Below are 17,001 nucleotides of genomic sequence, written 5' to 3'. Positions count from 1 at the left end.
GGAGCAAGGACATGCTGAACTGGCTGATTGATTTTTCGCTCCGACACCGCGCCGCGGTCATATTAGGCACCATCGTGTTCGCAGTGGTGGGTGCGTTCTCGCTGCGGCAATTGGACATTGATGCGTTCCCGGACACGACTCCGGTTCAAATTCAAATCAATACAACGGCCCCATCACTTTCTTCCGAGGAGGTGGAGCGTCAAATCACGTATCCGGTGGAACAGGCGATCAGCGGACTTCCGGGCCTGCAGGTGATGCGTTCGATCAGCAAATTCGGCCTCTCGCAGGTTGTTGTGTTGTTCGAGGATGGGATCGATATCTACTTCGCTCGGCAGTTGATCAACGAACGTCTGAGCACCGTCGAATTGCCTGTTGGGATTGAACGTCCTCAAATGGGACCGGTATCGACTGGGCTCGGTGAAGTCTTTCACTACGTATTAACGTTCGACGGAGTCGATTTTTCACAGGTTTCGCAAGCAGAACGCGTTCAGCGTCTTACCGAGTTGCGTACGGTCCATGACTGGGTCGTCAAACCTCAATTGCGTTCCGTACCGGGCGTTGCCGAAGTCAACAGTTGGGGCGGATACGAGAAGCAATATCAAGTCCGTTTGATCCCTGACGCTCTGATCAAGCATTCACTCACGTACGAGCAAGTCACCGACGCGATCCAAGCGAACAATCAGAACGTTGGCGGCGGAACCATCACCGATGGCAGCGAATTGTTGCTCGTTCATGGCGTTGGACGAACGGTCAACATTGACCAGATCAAAGACATCGTCGTGAAAGCAGAAGACGGCGTGCCGATTCGTGTGAGCGATGTAGCAAACGTCGAGATCGGCCATGAGATCCGCCGAGGCACCGTGACCGCCAATGGTCGGGGCGAAGCGGTTCTTGGTTTGGGCTTCATGCTGATGGGAGAGAACAGTCACGATGTCACCTGGGCCTTGAAAAATAAGGTCGATCAGATTCGCGACACACTCCCCGCTGGCATGACGATTCAGACGGTCTACGATCGCACCGAGTTGGTCGACCACGTCATTCACACCGTTCAGAAAAATCTGTTCGAGGGCGGTCTGCTCGTCATCGCTGTGCTGTTTATCTTCCTAGGCAATCTGCGAGCCGGCATCATCGTCGCGTTGGCAATTCCGCTATCGATGCTGTTCGCATTTTCCGGCATGCTGCGATTTGGAATCGCGGCCAGCTTGCTCAGCCTCGGTGCGATCGACTTTGGACTGGTTGTCGATAGTTCGGTGGTGATGGTTGAAAACTGCGTTCGCCACCTTTCACATCCCCGTGACGGTCGCAGCCGACTAGAGATCATCCGTGACGCCGCAATCGAAGTTCGCAAGCCAACGATGTTCGGCGAACTGATCATCATGATCGTTTACCTACCGATCCTGACATTGGAAGGCGTTGAGGGCAAGCTATTTCGTCCGATGGCGATGACCGTGATCATGGCGCTTGCCGGATCGATGGTTTTATCGCTGACGTTGATGCCGGTCTTGGCCAGTCTCTTCCTACCCAAAGGAATCAAAGAGAAAGATCCATTGCTGGTGCGATTGCTGAAGCGACTTTACGCACCCGTGTTGCGATTCACGATGAATCACAAGGTGTTCGTCGTCGGCTCGGCATTGCTGTTGATGGTATCCGTGTTTGGACTCATTGCACCGAACCTTGGCAGCGAGTTTGTTCCCAGGTTGTCTGAAGGGGCGATCACGCTCAATGTCGTTCGCCTGGCCGGAACGGACTTGGAGGAGTCGATTCGTTACAACACGCGAATGGAAAAGACGCTGCTGGAAAGCTTTCCGGACGAGATCGCCCACGTCTGGAGTCGCGTCGGAACAGCCGAGGTGGCAACCGACCCGATGGGGACGGAACTGACCGACTTGTTCATTACGCTGCGACCGCGCGACCGGTGGAAGCAAGCCGAAACACAAGAGGAACTGACACGATTGGTCCAGCGCGAACTTCGCGATCTACCTGGACCACGACTCGCCCTGTCTCAGCCGATTGAAATGCGGATGAATGAGATGATCTCGGGAGTCCGCGCCGATGTGGCTGCGATCCTGTACGGCGATGACTTGGACCTGATGGTTCAAAAGGCAACCGAGATCGAACGCGTTCTCAAATCCATTCCCGGCGCATCCGATGTGCGAGTTGAACAGGTTACAGGACAGCCCGTTTTGCAGATCCGGATCAAGCAAGATGAGATTGCTCGCTACGGTGTCCCTGCGTCACAGATCATGAACCTAGTTCGATCGCTCGGTAGTCGAAACGTCGGTGAAGTTTATGAAGGGCAGTTACGCTTTCCGCTGATCATTCGCTTACCGGAAGAGGCGAGGGCCAGCCCCGAGGCGATCAAAGACATATTGGTTTCGACTGCATCGGGACAGCGAATTCCGCTTTCGCGTTTGGCAACCATCGAGCGGGTAGAAGCTCCCAACACCATCAAACGCGAGTGGTATCAACGGCGGATCACGATCGAATCGAACGTTCGTGGTCGCGACATGGGTACTTTCGTCGCCGAAGCTCGGCAGAAAGTTGACGCGCAAGTTGCGTTACCGCCGGGAAGGTATCGGGTCGAGTGGGGCGGACAATTTGAAAATCTCCAGCGCGCCCAAGCGAGGCTGATGATTGTCGTTCCTGTCGCAATTTTGCTGATCTTCTCATTGCTCTACATGACGTACCGCAACTGGATCGACACCCTGCGAGTCTTTACTGGCGTGCCGTTCGCATGGATCGGCGGCGTGATTGCACTGTGGATTCGAGACATGCCGTTCTCCATCTCGGCTGCGGTTGGATTCATTGCCCTGTCAGGTGTGGCAGTCCTGGACGACATGCTGTTGGTATCCACCATTCGCCAGCTTCGCCGCCGCGGTCGTAATCTTGATGAGGCTGTCGAGGAAGCTGCGATGACACGCCTGCGTCCGATCTTGATGACCACGCTGGTGGCAAGCCTGGGCTTTGTTCCGATGGCGTTTAGCACCGGCATGGGCGCTGAGGTCCAACGGCCGCTGGCGACGGTTGTCATTGGCGGCGTTTGTAGCGCGATGGTGATGAGCTTGCTCGTGTTGCGCGTGCTGTACGTCGTCTTCAACCTTCCTCAACGCAAGAAGACAACGGCCGATGATGAATTGTCGGCAAGGGAAGAGTCCACCCCCGAGGAAACTAGCGAGCGCCGCCAGGAACTTGCCTCGGTCTAGTCTTAGTTACCGTTTTAAATTTAAGTCCCCTCTCAGGAGTACAAGAATGACCTATCGTTTCCGATTCCCCATGTTACTTGGTGCTGCCCTTTTCGCGGCAACACTGTCGCTTAGCGGATGCTCTGATTCCGGTACTGCCTCGACGGATGCGACACCCGCTTCAGGTGAGCACGCCGACCATGACGAGCATGGCGATCACGATAATGCGGAGCACCAGCACGGCGAGTGGTGGTGCGGCGAGCATGGAGTTCCGGAAGAAGAGTGCGCTCAGTGCGACAAGTCTCTGGTAGCAGACTTCAAAGCGAAAGGTGATTGGTGCGAAGAACACAATCGCCCCGACTCGCAGTGCTTTATCCACCACCCGGAGAATTTTGAAAAGTACGCGTCACTGTACGAAGCCAAGTTCGGCGAACGCCCCGAGATGCCCACCGAATAGCTTCGGGCAGTCTGCAATGATTTATGTCATGCGCGTACCGCGTGTGGCCTTTAAGCAAACGTGGTCGAGGGACTGAGGAGTTACGCCAGCCCATGGATGCCTCGTCCCTCGATCACGCTCAACTCCGACAGAGGGTATCGTTCGCATACGCTTGCCTTCTGTCGCTTTGCCTAGATCAAGAACAGTCACAATCGTGAAATCGCCGGCCGATCGATTTCGCGGTCTACGTTTCCCATCGGCTCGCAAGGAGTTTCAAGGATGACCTTTCGTATTTTGCACGGAATCGCAATCGCGTGTCTTGCCATAATGGCCGGCTTCTCTACCGCAAACGTCAAGGCAGCAGGCCCCGGTCAAGAATCGATCGAAGCCGCGGCCGGCAACAACCAGTTTTCATTTGTGCTGTTCTATCGCGCGAACGACGCGAATACACAGCAGATGTACAAAACGTTGCAGACGACGCTTCAATCGCGAAATGACGCGGTCGCAGTTCCCGTGAACGTCACGGATGCGGCGAACCAGGACATTGTTACCAAGTTTGATGCCACTCGGATTCCGCTGCCAGCGGTCGTGGCTATAGCTCCAAACGGGGCTGTGTGCAGTGCTTTCCCACGCAAGATCGCTGCCGAACAAATCGAGGCGTCGTTTGTCTCGCCTGGTCAAGCAGCTTGCTTGAAAGCGTTGCAGGACGATCAAATTGTCTTGCTGTGCGCGTATTCGGCAAATGGTTCAACGGTGCCGCCAGCGATCAAAGCATTCAGTGAAAATCAGATGTATCGGGACCGAACGCAGGTGGTCAGCGTGCGTGCGGATGATCCGGCTGAATCGCGGTTTCTCAAGCAGTTGAAAGTTCCGACAGACCGGCAGACCGCATCAATCGCCTTCATGGCTCCTCCCGGATCGATGCTGGGTGTGTTTGATCAGTCCGTTTCATTCGACACCCTGGCGGAGACCATTGCTGCAGTCGGCAAGTGTTGTGAAGACGAGAACTGCAAGTTCAACAAAGCAGCCGCCAAGCAGGGTAACACGCGGCGTTAGAAAACATTTCGCCCAAACACTCAATGCACTTGTAGACGGACAAGCCCCATGCGTGGGGCTTCCGTCGCCGGAAAGCAGTTGTCCTTTTAAGCAACTCGACGACTCGGCTCGGCAGCCTGACACGAATCGTCGCGCCGCGACCATGTTGGGCTCCCGAGCCGACAAACACCGGCTTTCAGTAAACCACTTACGCCACCGACGACAGAGTATCCACGGAGGGATCCATGAAAATTCACCATCTGATTTGGAAAGAGATGCGCAAACGCCCAACGCCCATGATCACCAGCTTATTAGCCGTAACGCTCGGAGTGATGGCATTGGTGGCGATCCAGAACATTGCGGTGTTTTCACAGCGAAAGATTGCCGGGGACATGGAGTCGCTTGGCGCAAACGTCCTGGTGTTGCCGCCCAACGCGTCACTGCAAGACTACTATGCGGCGGACATGCACGGCGAGACCATGCCGGAGGAGTTTGTCACCCGACTTGCCTTCGCGAGGTTGCCTGGCGTCGAGAACTTGGCTCCCAAACTGTGTGTGGAGACCTCGACGAGCGGACAAGAAATCACAGTCACCGGAATTCTTCCCCGTAGCGAGTATCAAGCCAAGTCCGCATGGCAAGGCCTTGGAATGCTGACCGGCGCTGTGGGTAGCGATCGTGGTTGTTGTAGTTCTTCGGCGTCATCGCTTTCTGGGTCGGACGATCCCAGTTCGCTTGCGACCGAACGAACAATCAAAGACCTGGGGGAACGGGAAGTGGTCCTCGGAAGTCATGCAGCGGCAAGCTTGGCGTTGAAGGTTGGGGACAACATTCGGCTGTTCGATGCCAAGTTCAACGTGATTGCAGTTCTTCCTGAGGGCGGGACGATTGATGATTCGCGGATCTTCGCGCACCTGCATTCGGTTCAAGAACTCGCAGGAACTGGTCCGGTAGTCAATGTGATCGAAATCATCGCTTGTTGCGAAGACGCCGCCGGCAGTTTGATTAGCAACCTCTCTGCGGAACTTCCCGAGACCAAAATTGTCACCATTTCCCAGGTGGTTCAGACGCAACTTGCCGTCAACACTTTGATGTCAAGGCTGTCGTGGATCTTCTTTTCGATTCTGTTACTGGTTGGTGCGAGTAGCATCGCCAGCGTGATGTTTGCGAATGTTACCGAGCGACGTCAAGAAATTGGCACACTGATGGCATTGGGTGCAAGTCGCGGCTTTGTAACCAGGCTGTTTCTTGGCAAGGCGGTGGTTCTGGGGGTGGTCGGCGGCGTCGCCGGTTACGTCGGAGGAACGATGCTTGCCATCATCCTCGGGCCTCGGTTGTTGAACGTATCGGTCGAGCCCCTGCCAGCGTTACTCGCTATCGGTCTTGTTGCTGCAACGCTTGTTGCTGTGCTGGCGAGTTTCCTCCCAGCAAGACGAGCGGCCGGCTTGGATCCTTGTCTGGTATTTAACGATGCGTAGGCCATGTCATCCCGGTGACTCAATCATGAATTTCAAATACCAAGATGCAGTCGAAATCGGTTGCCGTCGACCTGGCGACGAACTCCAACGTCGCATTCATCAGCCGATTTTGCAGGATAATCAATACTCGCTTACTCAGCTGAGAGTTTCGTCGACGTCGCTGCCGCTCGATAGTGGCCGACGCGACGACCTCCGCCAAATCGGAGAAGGATTGACGCAGGAACGCATATCGCCAGGAGTTGACGTCAGGGTGTTGCGATTCCCTGAGATACTCAGCTCCTCCAATCAAAGTGCGCTTGCTCGCGTTTTTCGAGACGTCAATTTGATCCTCACCATACCTGTTGTCGTGCCAATTGTGCTCGATCTGACATCGATACGGATTTGCGGTGCAGGATTCATTAACGGCTTGATCGCGTCCAAGGAAAAAATCCAAGCCTGTGCGGCGGAGGTTGTTATCGCAGGTGACCCCGATCGTCTGCTGTCTCTTTTTCAGGTACAGCGACTTGTACCTGTTTATCCAGATCTACAAGCCGCACTTTTGAAAGTATGCCGGGCGAACTAGTCAACTCGCACACAGCGGGTGTCCGGCTGTAACAGAAATCACATCTACAATTCGAAAGGGAGTTCCCATGTATCAACTTAAGCAAGTCACGCAAACGTATCACTGCCGAGGCAAAATGGTCACCGCGCTCAACGCGGTTGACTTAGCAATTGAGGACAACGAGTTTCTCGCGATTGTCGGCCCTAGTGGCAGTGGCAAAACGACGCTGCTTTCCGTCCTGGGTGGCATGCTTAAGCCGGAGCAGGGCGACGTGTCGTTCGATGGCGTCTCACTTTACGACCTTTCGGTGGAAGACCGCGCGAAATTGCGTGGCACAAAGATTGGATTTGTTTTTCAGACCTTCAACCTCGTGCCATGGCTAACCGCGCAGGAGAATGTCCAGGTTCCGATGATGCTTGCGGGGCTCTCTGCAAAGCAGCAGATCGATCGAGCTGGCGAACTGTTGGACCGAATTGGACTCAGCGATCGGCTAGACCATCACCCGGGCGAGCTAAGCCAGGGGCAGCAGCAGCGCGTCGCCTTGGCGAGGACACTTGCAAATGACCCTCAAGTGATTTTGGCCGATGAGCCAACGGGAAATCTCGATCATGAAACGAGGCATCAGGTGATGGAGTACTTGGACGAGTTTCATCGGGACGGACGCACGATCATTCTTGTGACTCATGATAGCGATACCGCATCATTCGCCAAACGGACACTGCGGCTTGTGCAGGGCAGTGCTCAATCATTGAACGAGCGGCGCGTCGCATAGAGAAGTCCCATGCAGTACCGCACTCGCACGGATTCACTATTCCAAGCCAAGTATCCGACTTTACTTGCGATACTTGGCATGTTTGCAGTCGGCTGTAGTTCACAGACTTCTCCATCAGACACTCGCGAGTCAAGAGTCGTCATTGAGGTCAGCGACCAGAGTTTTCATCGTGAGGTGCTTGAAGCCGACGAGCCTGTTTTAGTGGATATGTGGGCGCCGTGGTGTCAACCTTGCGTGGAGATGAAGCCAGCGTTCCGAGATGCGGCTGAATTGCTGCAAGGCGAAATCAAGGTTGTTGAGATTAATGTGCAAGAGAACCCCTTCATCAATGAAAAGTACGGAATCAATCAGTTACCGACACTGATGCTTTTTAGGCACGGAGATGTCGTTGAGAAAAGCGCTGGTGCGCGTTCAGTCGATGCTTTGCTCGACTTTGTTCGACCCTTTCGGCGAAACGACAACATCCAAGGAAAAGGCAGTGTACAAAACTGAAGCATCGCGTTCATGAAAGGCAAGGACAGCGGCATGCCTTCCCATATCATTGGGGATTCGTGATGCGTAAGCGAGGCAGAACTTGAACAACTCACAGGTCCATTCATGAGCGATTCAACCCATGAGCGTATCGAGCAGATTCGCAAAGGGCGATACATCGAAACGGCGAGTCTTGTCTACAACCTCATCGAGGTGGTCGTTTCGCTCACCGCAGGTTTCGCGACGGGAAGTTCGGCGCTTATCAGCTGGGGAGTCGACAGCATCGTCGAAAGCAATTCCGCCGCGTTTATGATCTGGCGTCTTCGCGGAGAAGAAAAAGGCATCAGCAGATGCAATGTGCTCAAGCGAAAGAAGGTCACGTTGAGCGTTCTGTCAGCTGCATTTGCGATCGCCGCATTGTTCATTCTCTATGAAGCGATGAGCAAATTAATCCGCGGTGAAACGGCATCAATGTCTTGGTGGGGCGTTGGCATCCTGCTGGTCTCGCTGGTTATCAATCCGCTGCTGGGTTGGGGCAAATATCACTACGGCAAGAAAACGGGTTCACCCACACTGAAGTATGACGCGATCGACACGATGATCTGTGAATATCAGACGGTCGTCGTGTTGATTGGTCTGGCCTTCGTGCAGTGGCAGGGCTGGTGGTGGGCTGACCCGGTCGCGGCATTGCTAATCGTTCCCTATGTCGCTTGGGAAGCATTCAATGCCGGACGCGAGGCTTGGGCCGTTGACCCATCTAACGAACAACTGGAGTAAGCAAAATGGAACTCAAACACATCATTCTCGGGATGCTCGAAGCGGTAGTCTGGTATTTCTTTCTTTACTACTTGCTGCTGACGATCAAGAAGCCGGACCGAAATCTCTGGATCGCCGCGGGGGTGCTCTTGGTCCTGTTTTATCTGGGTTTCGTGCTTTGCCCTTGGGTGAGACATACGCCGGCATGGCAGGAACTATAGAGACATACGAATGGCATCAGAAATGAAATTGCGGATTTACGGCATGGACTGCGCGGAAGAGGTCACGCTTCTGAAGCGGGAACTTCTACCTGTCGTGAAAAACGAAGAGCGATTGGGATTCGATGTTCTCAATGGCAAATTGATCGTCGACCTGTCCGGGACAGACGTAACGGAAGGAGACGTCCTTGCGGCGATTGAGCGAACCGGGCTTCGGTCAGAACATTGGCGGGACCGATCGGAGACGACCGACGATCAATCGTTCTGGCAGCAGCATCAACGATCAATCCTAACCACCGTAAGTGGCCTGTTCGGGCTCGTCGGGCTGGTGATCCAGTTGGCGCTCGGAGGCGAAACCGAAAGTGTGCCGATTTCCTCGATCGTCTTCTACAGCATCGGTATCCTTGCGGGCTTGGTGTTGGTGCTGCCAAAGGCGTGGCGATCGCTCTTTTCGCTCCGCCCCGATATGAACCTGTTGATGTCAGTCGCCGTTGTCGGAGCCGTGTTGATCGGCGAATGGTTCGAGGGCGCATCGGTTGCGTTTCTGTTCTCATTCTCATTGCTGCTTGAATCATGGAGCGTGGGACGGGCGCGTCGGGCGATTGCTTCGTTGATGGACCTGTCGCCTCCGACCGCTCACCTGCGAGATCAGACTGGTGACGTGAAGGACGTCGCACCCGCTGATGTTCCCGTCGGATCGGTCGTCGTTGTCCGACCCGGCGAGAGGATTCCGCTCGATGGTCGCATCACGAAAGGAACAAGCAGCGTCAATCAGGCACCGATCACAGGAGAAAGTGTCCCGGTTGAAAAAGAGAACGGCGATGAAGTGTTTGCGGGCACGATCAACGGTGACGGGTTGTTGGAAATCGAAACGACCAAAGCGGCTGACGACACAACGCTGGCTCGCATCATCAAGATGGTCGGTGATGCCGGTTCTAAACGTGCCCCATCGGAAAAGTGGGTTGAAAAATTTGCCGCCGTTTACACGCCGGTTGTGATGGTCGTGGCCTTGCTGATGCTGCTGATTACGCCTTTGGCTTTTGGTGATCAGTGGTCAGGTTGGCTCTATCGCTTTCTGGTGTTACTGGTCATAGCGTGCCCATGTGCCCTTGTGATCTCGACGCCGGTGAGTGTCGTTGCTTCGCTCGCCGCAGCGGCACGCAACGGAGTGCTGATCAAGGGCGGAGTTTATGTGGAAGTTCCCGCGCACCTCAAAGCCATCGCGATGGACAAGACCGGCACGCTCACGCAGGGAGCACCTCGGGTGATTGATGTCGTGCCAATGAATGGACACGATGAAGCTGAATTGCTGACTCGCGCCGGGGCCTTGGAACTCAACAGCAACCATCCTCTGGCGAAGGCGATCGTCGAAGAAACGCGGTCCCGAGGGATGACCATTCCACCAGCCGACAATTTCGTAACCATTCAAGGGAAAGGTGCTTCCGGAGTGATTCAGGGAAAGCCTTTCTGGCTGGGTTCCCATCGTTATTTGGAACAGCGTGGACAGGAAACACCGGAGGTTCACCAGCAACTGGAATCCATGCAGGAAGCGGGGCGAACCGTCGTGGTGGTTGGAAACGATGAACACGTTTGCGGTTTCATTACACTCGCCGACGCCATTCGAGAAGAAACCCGCGACGCGATCGCGAAGCTCCACGAAGCAGGTGTCGAGCAATTGCTGATGCTGACCGGTGACAATGAAGGGACCGCCAAAGCGATCGCCAAAGAAGCGGGCATCGACGAAGTTCATGCCGAGCTATTGCCCGAAGACAAGGTCACCGCCGTCGAGCGTCTCGTCGAGCAACACAAACACGTCGCCATGATCGGCGATGGCGTCAACGATGCACCCGCACTGGCTCGTGCGTCACTTGGACTTGCGATGGGAGCCGCCGGAAGCGATGCGGCCATCGAAACTGCCGACATTGCTTTGATGTCCGACGATCTCTCGAAACTGCCGTGGCTGATTCACCATTCCCGGCGAACCCTTAGCATCATTCGCCAGAACATCGCATTCTCACTGGCCGTCAAGGCTCTATTCGTCGTGCTGACCTTCGCGGGTTTCGCATCACTATGGGCCGCTATCGCCGCCGACATGGGAGCCTCACTGCTGGTTATTGGGAACGGCTTGCGTTTGCTGAAATCGTGAAAGAGCTACACCGAGTTGCTTACACTGTTGATGGTGGTGGAACATCGAATCGCTTTGGTTTGCCTTCACGCGGCGAAGACGGCGAGTTTGGTTCAAGCGAAGGTGGTGGTGGACTGTCCATGCGAATTGAGTCATCTCGCTGCGGCTGTTCACGACGGAAGTCTTGTTCTGGCTGAAAGTCGCCTATGGAGTCGCGAGGAAGCGATGGCCGCGCGATGTAACCTCCATCGGGTGGTGCAACGTCACGATTCGGAGCCTGGAAATCCTGGGAATGACCTTCGTGTGAATGTCCGAAATGGCTGTCTCCACTGTGTGAGTGGTCGTGGCTCGGCGTTTCTAAGCTGAAACCGTAGTCGTATTCGTCCGTCAATCGATGCGGCAAATTTCCACAACGCTGAAGCGGACAATCAATCGGCTCGCGGCAAATGGCGTCATTTCCGTATAGGCTGGCAGCAGCCTCAGCGTAAGCGGGGATCGCGTGATGACGACTCAGGGCTGGGTTGGGGTACGAGATGTGGCCACACCCGTGGTAGTCGCCGTGGTTGTGATGGTAGCGGTGATGTGAATCGTAGTGGTCTCGGTGACCGTGATCATCGAGGCTGTAGGAATAGTCGTGAAGGTTGCCATACACGTATTGGGCTGACGCTGGAGTTGCGATGCAGCCAAAGAGTGCCAACACGGATAAGGTTGCTAGCGTAGTCGTGCGAATCATGGTTTGATCCTGTTGGCTTGCTTGACTCGGAAAAGGCAGATAGGCGAACAGAGCCGCCGGAACGGCTCAAGGAGATGGGATTCGAGCTCGAATAAGCGATTGCTTAGTGATGATGACCGCCGATACCCAAGACGTGAAAACGCCCGATGTCAACATGCAGGCCACCGTGCTGATGACTGCTATAGGATCGGTAGCGAGGTGCGAATCCCTGCCGAACTCGAGGCTGGTAGCCATGGCCGTTGCCGTATCCGAAGGTCTGGCTCCCGTAAAATCCCCCGTAGCCATAGTTGGAATAGGGTGAAACTGCGTAGCCGCCTCCATGAGCATAACCGTGACCGCCGTGGTGACCGTGATGAATTCCGTGACCACCGCGGTACCAGTCACCGGCTTCCGAAGTCGAGGCAAAGAGACTGAATCCGGCGACGAGGGCCGCCAGTGCTAGAAGACGCGTCATGGGTCTGATCCTTCTTGGGAATTTGAGAGAATTGATGCGATCGGGCCGCGATTTCCTCAGGTTGCACAACGTGTGCCAACTGGAAATACCAGCGGTTTCTGCCGAAGGCGTGAAGGTTGCGCACTCACATTGACGACAGCCGGTGTCTGAATGACGACGATTCCGTTATCGCCACGCGAACTGCCAGCGGGAAAGTTGTGCGGATTATGCCTGTGATTCCGTCCCTTTAATCAGAACAGGTGATTCGTGCTGAGCAGGTCGATAATCCTGAAGAACCGTTGCCGTCGGACAGTGCGAGTGATCCTCTCGCTGCCTTTCAGCCAACGCCAATTAGAACTTTCACCGACAAGGATGTCCCGGTGTTTCCCCGCGTTGCTACATCACTGCTTTTGGCTGCACTGCTGATTTTTCAGTCAGTCGTACCGTGCTGTGCCATCAGCAAGGTCATGGTGGTTGGCGAACGCACGGAAGCAGTGGCAACGCATGCAATGCATGTTTGTTCCTGTTGCCCGAATTCACAGTCTCAGCAGGAACCCGCTCCTTCGGATAACGACCACTCGCCGAATGACAAGTGTCCGTATTGTGGCGGACTGCTCTTTCATTCGGTCTTGGACGATGCAACACCAATATCCGAAGGCGATTTACTCTTGGCGTTGATTGGCGATGCATCGAAACATACGAGCGCGCAAGTTTCTGTTTTCCCTCAGATACTTCAGCGACAGGTTCTCGGACAACCATTTCTGAACACCGGTACGCGCCTTCTGATCTAGGCCTCTTCAGCGACTGGAAGTCCGTGCCTGTTCAGATTGTTTTGTTCACCGCCCTAAGAGACGTTTGCCATGTGTTCATTTAAGAGATACCTCCTGCTCGCTTTGACGGCAGTACCGGTGGTCAGTGTTGGCTGCTCCACTGCACGACAACATTTGGCCCGACATTATTCGACTCCAACACAAGTCACTGTGGCGGAGTCGTTAGTCGACGCGAACGCATCACCTGAAGTCCGTGATGTGCCGGAAGTTCAGGCCGTTGTATTTCGCGATGACGAGCCGGGTGAAGGAACCGAGGATTCGGTTGACTCGGAAATTCAGCTTGCTGTGCCGGTTAAAGTTGAAGGTTTCGCGATGGGCGAACCCGGCATTACGCTCGATGCCATCGAACAGTTGGCATTGGCAAACAATCCCGCGATTCAACAGGCCAATGCGGCTTCGGCCCGAGCTGGTGGCATACGGACGCAGGTCGGACTCAAACCCAACCCGACCATCGGGTATTTTGGCGAAGAAATTGGCAACGAAGGTGCCGGTGGACTTCACGGAGCGTTTGTTTCACAGACCTTTGTTCGCGGCGACAAGCTCGCGTGGAACCGTCAGGTGATCGGCCACGATGTGAACGCGATGAATTGGCAAATCGAAACGCAACGCCAGCGAGTTCGCACCGACATTCGGCTTGCTTTCTACGACGCATTGGCTGCTCAGAAGCGCCTGCAACTGGCCAAAGACTTCCGCAGCGTCGCCCAAGAGGGCGTGACGGTTTCCGAAGAACGAGTTGACGCCAAGGTTGGCACTCGACCAGACGTCTTGCAGTCGGAGATTCAACTCAATGAAGTCGATCTGTCGATTCAACGAGCCAAGTTTGAATTGTCAGCGGCGCTGAATGAACTCGCAGCGTTGGCCGGTGTTCCTGACCTTGGAACGCCGACGTTGATTGGAGAATTGGACGCGGCGGTCAAGTCACGCGACGCGGAAGCGGAGTTCGCACAGATTGTGGCAATGAGTCCACAGTTGGCGGCTGCTCAGGCTCGTGTCGATCGGGCGCGAGCGAACATACAGCGTCAGCAGGTGCAACCGATTCCAAACGTGACCGCACAGCTTGGTGCGGGTGGGGATGATGGGACTGGAAATGCGTTCGCCAACGTCCAGTTGAGCCTTCCTGTTCCCGTTCACAACAAGAATCAGGGCAACATCCGGGCGGCTCAGGCCGAATACTGTGCAGCGACGCAAAACGTGCAGCGAATTCGTCAGGGCATTCGCCGCGATCTGTCTCAAGTCATGCGAGAGTACAACATTGCCGAGGCCACAGTACGACAGTACGAGCAGTCGATTCTGCCCAAAGCGGACGAAACGCTGAAGCTGATGCAGCAAGCTCGGGACGCAGGAGAGTTTGACTTTTTGCGTGTGTTGACCGCTAGACGAGCCTACTTCGACGCAAACCTGAAGTACGTCACTGCGATGGGCCAATTGGCTCAAGCCAACGCTAAGATCGACGGACTGCTCCTCACGGGCGGACTGTCGAATGTCGTCACATACGACGTTGGGGACGATCTGCGTGGGCAGGCTTTGAGCGGTCAGTAGTGCTGGGCATTTGCCTGCCAACAGCGGAGTGTCAAATGGTCGACACTTTCAATCAAAGTGAAGACTTTACAATATTCGTAGTCGCGGCAGGTCCGCCATTTCCCAAGCATTTCCACCTTCTAAGTGACGAATTCGCCTTTGGCACGCTAGTTGCTTAACTGTCCAGCCAAGAGGAATCACTGTAGACCGTTGCCGGAATAACCGATACAAATCCAATCGGCGGGAGCAACGCGCCAACAAACGTTAGAGTCAAGCCTTAAGTTCATGTTTCACAGCATCATCAGCATCCTGACAACGGCAGCAGTTGCGTTACATGCAATGCTGGGATGCTGTGCGCACCATGATCATTCATGCTGCGATTCGCACGGACTGACGGCTGCGGTTCAGCAAGCTGACGAGGACAGTTTGCACGACCACGAACACGTTCCTCATCACCACGATGATTCCGATTCGTGTGGCGAAAACGCTGAGAACGACTGCGGCAATCAGCATGATGATGGTCACCAACACGACTGCGATCATGGCGATTGCAGCTTCACTTCGGTGCAGCGAATCAGTGATGTCGAACTGATGCTCACATTCTCGATGTGGTGCCAGAATCTCTGCGATGCGCTGAATGTTGACGCAATCGATCGTCTGGTTGCATTGAACTTGGCCGCCGAATCGCCCCCCGATCCGCTCTGGAACTCGGGTACTGCACGCGCCATTTCTCAGGTCTGGCGGCTGTAACAGCACGCGACCAAGGTTTTTCTCCGGCTCCCGCGCGTGACGACCGGTGGCTTTCGATGCCACTGATGCTCTCGTCCCACAAGCGATGCCGGATGCGCTCTTTGCCTTGGTCTGATCCCCTTGCGATTGATTGATCGCTTTCCGCTGCGCTTGTCTCAGACATGAGGCATATCGCACGCAGGTTGGATGATTTCCCGTGTGCTGGATACAGAACAATGAAGATACGTTTTCCCAAAATCCCAATGAAGTGGGTCTGGTTCGTCGGACTGCTGCTTGTTGCCGTTGTCGGCCTCGCAACTTGGAATCGTTGGTTCCCTGCGGCCACGGCATGGGTCGACAGCACCGTGACCGCGTTCCGTGGCGGAGTTGAGACTTCGTCCGACGACGGTCATGTGGAAGATGATCCGCACGCGGGACACGATCACGGTGCCCATGCGGGACATAGCGACGAGACTTCGCTGGAGTTGTCGGCGCAGGCATTGCGAAACATCGGTCTATCCGACGAGACAATTCAACCGGTCAAACTGGAGACGTTTCGCAGGTCGATCACCGTTCCTGCTGTCGTCGTGGAGCGGCCCGGTCGGACTCGCGTGCAGGTGGCGACACCGATGACCGGCGTGATCACTCACGTTCACGCTGTGCAGGGGGAAGCTGTTGAACCGGGAACGCTGCTGTTTCAGATTCGGCTGACTCATGAAGACCTCGTCAACGCACAGACGGAATTCGTCAAGACGCTCGGTGAATTGGAAGTTGAAGAACGAGAGATCAAGCGACTTCAAGGCGTCACTCAGAGCGGTGCCGTAGCGGGAAAGCTACTGCTGGATCGCGAATACGCTCGTGACAAACTGACCGCGTTGCTACGTGCCCAACGGGAAGCACTCAAGTTGCACGGACTTTCGGAAGCTCAAGTTGATCAGATCGCATCCGAGCGTCGACTGCTGCGGGAGTTACAAATCTTCGCACCGTCAATCGACAGTCACGGTAACGACGAATTGAAACTAACACGCCGGTTCATCAGTCAGGCGAGCTATCAGCAGCCTATAGAGCAACCGAACGCTGAACGGCCACATTCCGGTCCTTTGACTCTACAGCAACTGGATGTTCATAAGGGGCAATCGGTCGCCGCTGGCGAAACGCTCTGCATTCTGGCTGACTACGACGAACTGTTCATCGAAGGCATGGCGTTTGAGCAGGACGTGAGCCAGCTCCGTCAGACATCTGACAAAGAATGGACCGTTGATGCGATCTTCCGGCAACCGGGCGACGAGATACAGGTCGTCGAAGGCTTGAAGATTGCGTATCTTGCGAACACCGTCGATCCCGCATCACGAACACTGCACTTCTATGTTCGCCTGCCTAACGAAGTCGCGAAGGATCGTCGTGAGGACGGCAATCGTTACGTCGAATGGAAGTATCTGCCGGGACAACGGCTGCAACTGCGAGTCCCGGTCGAGGAGTGGCCGGACCAGATTGTGTTGCCGGTTGATGCGGTAGCTCGCGAAGGAGCCGAGTCGTTTGTCTTTCAACAGAACGGTGACCACTTTGACCGCGTGCCGGTCCATGTGAAGTACCGCGATCAGTATTCGGCTGTGATCGAAAACGACGGTTCGCTCTTTTCGGGTGATGTGGTGGCACTGCGTGGTGCTCACCAGATGCAAATGGCCCTCAAGAACAAGGCTGGCGGCGGAGTCGATCCGCACGCAGGTCACAACCACTAAGGGGCCAC

Annotated in this window: 16 protein-coding genes; 13 read left to right on the top strand and 3 right to left on the bottom strand. The window is 55.1% G+C overall.

What is annotated here, in order from left to right:
* Positions 1 to 11 precede the first annotated feature (11 nt).
* The 10 genes from FYC48_RS09430 (at position 12) to FYC48_RS09385 (ending at position 11,032) form a co-directional block, all read left to right on the top strand.
* Complete coding sequence (locus FYC48_RS09430) at positions 12 to 3,203, top strand: efflux RND transporter permease subunit (RefSeq protein ID WP_149496442.1); 3,192 nt, start codon at positions 12 to 14, stop codon at positions 3,201 to 3,203.
* Positions 3,204 to 3,249: 46 nt separating this feature from the next.
* The gene (locus FYC48_RS09425; protein WP_149496441.1) at positions 3,250 to 3,639 is read left to right on the top strand and encodes an RND transporter; all 390 of its coding nucleotides are present in this window, start codon (positions 3,250 to 3,252) and stop codon (positions 3,637 to 3,639) included.
* Between the two features lie 258 nt (positions 3,640 to 3,897).
* Complete coding sequence (locus FYC48_RS09420) at positions 3,898 to 4,674, top strand: hypothetical protein (protein WP_149496440.1); 777 nt, start codon at positions 3,898 to 3,900, stop codon at positions 4,672 to 4,674.
* Positions 4,675 to 4,898: 224 nt separating this feature from the next.
* Positions 4,899 to 6,128, top strand: a complete 1,230-nt coding sequence (locus FYC48_RS09415) for an ABC transporter permease (protein ID WP_149496439.1) — start codon at positions 4,899 to 4,901, stop codon at positions 6,126 to 6,128.
* Positions 6,121 to 6,690 carry a hypothetical protein gene (locus FYC48_RS09410; protein WP_160149421.1) on the top strand — a complete coding sequence of 190 codons (570 nt, stop codon included), beginning with the start codon at positions 6,121 to 6,123 and terminating at the stop codon, positions 6,688 to 6,690. The genes FYC48_RS09415 and FYC48_RS09410 overlap by 8 nt, the downstream gene beginning before the upstream one ends.
* Positions 6,691 to 6,757: 67 nt before the next feature.
* A complete protein-coding gene (locus FYC48_RS09405; protein ID WP_149496437.1) occupies positions 6,758 to 7,441 on the top strand; it encodes an ABC transporter ATP-binding protein in 684 nt (227 codons plus the stop codon).
* Positions 7,442 to 7,519: 78 nt separating this feature from the next.
* Positions 7,520 to 7,933, top strand: coding sequence for a thioredoxin family protein (locus FYC48_RS09400; protein WP_149496540.1), 414 nt, complete (start codon positions 7,520 to 7,522; stop codon positions 7,931 to 7,933).
* Between the two features lie 105 nt (positions 7,934 to 8,038).
* The gene (locus FYC48_RS09395) at positions 8,039 to 8,689 is read left to right on the top strand and encodes a cation diffusion facilitator family transporter (RefSeq protein ID WP_149496436.1); all 651 of its coding nucleotides are present in this window, start codon (positions 8,039 to 8,041) and stop codon (positions 8,687 to 8,689) included.
* Positions 8,690 to 8,694: 5 nt separating this feature from the next.
* Positions 8,695 to 8,889 carry a hypothetical protein gene (locus FYC48_RS09390; protein WP_149496435.1) on the top strand — a complete coding sequence of 65 codons (195 nt, stop codon included), beginning with the start codon at positions 8,695 to 8,697 and terminating at the stop codon, positions 8,887 to 8,889.
* A gap of 10 nt (positions 8,890 to 8,899) precedes the next feature.
* Positions 8,900 to 11,032, top strand: coding sequence for a heavy metal translocating P-type ATPase (locus FYC48_RS09385; RefSeq protein ID WP_235034168.1), 2,133 nt, complete (start codon positions 8,900 to 8,902; stop codon positions 11,030 to 11,032).
* Between the two features lie 19 nt (positions 11,033 to 11,051).
* Here the strand turns inward: FYC48_RS09385 and FYC48_RS09380 are convergent, their stop codons facing one another.
* Both FYC48_RS09380 and FYC48_RS09375 read right to left on the bottom strand, forming a co-directional pair.
* On the bottom strand, positions 11,052 to 11,744 hold the full coding sequence (locus FYC48_RS09380) for a hypothetical protein (RefSeq protein WP_149496434.1): 693 nt from the start codon (positions 11,742 to 11,744) through the stop codon (positions 11,052 to 11,054).
* Between the two features lie 103 nt (positions 11,745 to 11,847).
* The gene (locus FYC48_RS09375; RefSeq protein WP_149496433.1) at positions 11,848 to 12,198 is read right to left on the bottom strand and encodes a hypothetical protein; all 351 of its coding nucleotides are present in this window, start codon (positions 12,196 to 12,198) and stop codon (positions 11,848 to 11,850) included.
* Between the two features lie 239 nt (positions 12,199 to 12,437).
* On the opposite strand from FYC48_RS09375, the gene FYC48_RS09370 reads away from it, so the two are divergent.
* Both FYC48_RS09370 and FYC48_RS09365 read left to right on the top strand, forming a co-directional pair.
* Positions 12,438 to 12,968 carry a hypothetical protein gene (locus FYC48_RS09370; RefSeq protein WP_149496432.1) on the top strand — a complete coding sequence of 177 codons (531 nt, stop codon included), beginning with the start codon at positions 12,438 to 12,440 and terminating at the stop codon, positions 12,966 to 12,968.
* Between the two features lie 189 nt (positions 12,969 to 13,157).
* Complete coding sequence (locus FYC48_RS09365) at positions 13,158 to 14,546, top strand: TolC family protein (RefSeq protein WP_160149420.1); 1,389 nt, start codon at positions 13,158 to 13,160, stop codon at positions 14,544 to 14,546.
* Between the two features lie 348 nt (positions 14,547 to 14,894).
* Here FYC48_RS09365 and FYC48_RS09360 read toward each other — a convergent pair whose 3' ends face one another.
* Positions 14,895 to 15,338, bottom strand: coding sequence for a hypothetical protein (locus FYC48_RS09360; RefSeq protein ID WP_149496430.1), 444 nt, complete (start codon positions 15,336 to 15,338; stop codon positions 14,895 to 14,897).
* Positions 15,339 to 15,490: 152 nt separating this feature from the next.
* On the opposite strand from FYC48_RS09360, the gene FYC48_RS09355 reads away from it, so the two are divergent.
* Positions 15,491 to 16,993, top strand: a complete 1,503-nt coding sequence (locus tag FYC48_RS09355) for an efflux RND transporter periplasmic adaptor subunit (protein ID WP_235034167.1) — start codon at positions 15,491 to 15,493, stop codon at positions 16,991 to 16,993.
* The last annotated feature ends 8 nt before the right edge of the window (positions 16,994 to 17,001 follow it).

The sequence above is a fragment of the Roseiconus lacunae genome, from assembly GCF_008312935.1.
GTDB lineage: Bacteria > Planctomycetota > Planctomycetia > Pirellulales > Pirellulaceae > Stieleria > Stieleria lacunae.
This window is presented reverse-complemented; position numbering and strand designations above follow the sequence as displayed.

What these genes read in the sequence shown, in the direction of transcription:
- FYC48_RS09430 (WP_149496442.1), top strand. Translation starts at nt 12, where the DNA reads ATGCTGAACTGGCTGATTGATTTTTCGCTCCGACACCGCGCCGCGGTC.
- FYC48_RS09425 (WP_149496441.1), top strand. Translation starts at nt 3,250, where the DNA reads ATGACCTATCGTTTCCGATTCCCCATGTTACTTGGTGCTGCCCTTTTC.
- FYC48_RS09420 (WP_149496440.1), top strand. Translation starts at nt 3,898, where the DNA reads ATGACCTTTCGTATTTTGCACGGAATCGCAATCGCGTGTCTTGCCATA.
- FYC48_RS09415 (WP_149496439.1), top strand. Translation starts at nt 4,899, where the DNA reads ATGAAAATTCACCATCTGATTTGGAAAGAGATGCGCAAACGCCCAACG.
- FYC48_RS09410 (WP_160149421.1), top strand. Translation starts at nt 6,121, where the DNA reads ATGCGTAGGCCATGTCATCCCGGTGACTCAATCATGAATTTCAAATAC.
- FYC48_RS09405 (WP_149496437.1), top strand. Translation starts at nt 6,758, where the DNA reads ATGTATCAACTTAAGCAAGTCACGCAAACGTATCACTGCCGAGGCAAA.
- FYC48_RS09400 (WP_149496540.1), top strand. Translation starts at nt 7,520, where the DNA reads ATGTTTGCAGTCGGCTGTAGTTCACAGACTTCTCCATCAGACACTCGC.
- FYC48_RS09395 (WP_149496436.1), top strand. Translation starts at nt 8,039, where the DNA reads ATGAGCGATTCAACCCATGAGCGTATCGAGCAGATTCGCAAAGGGCGA.
- FYC48_RS09390 (WP_149496435.1), top strand. Translation starts at nt 8,695, where the DNA reads ATGGAACTCAAACACATCATTCTCGGGATGCTCGAAGCGGTAGTCTGG.
- FYC48_RS09385 (WP_235034168.1), top strand. Translation starts at nt 8,900, where the DNA reads ATGGCATCAGAAATGAAATTGCGGATTTACGGCATGGACTGCGCGGAA.
- FYC48_RS09380 (WP_149496434.1), bottom strand. Translation starts at nt 11,744, where the DNA reads ATGATTCGCACGACTACGCTAGCAACCTTATCCGTGTTGGCACTCTTT.
- FYC48_RS09375 (WP_149496433.1), bottom strand. Translation starts at nt 12,198, where the DNA reads ATGACGCGTCTTCTAGCACTGGCGGCCCTCGTCGCCGGATTCAGTCTC.
- FYC48_RS09355 (WP_235034167.1), top strand. Translation starts at nt 15,491, where the DNA reads ATGAAGATACGTTTTCCCAAAATCCCAATGAAGTGGGTCTGGTTCGTC.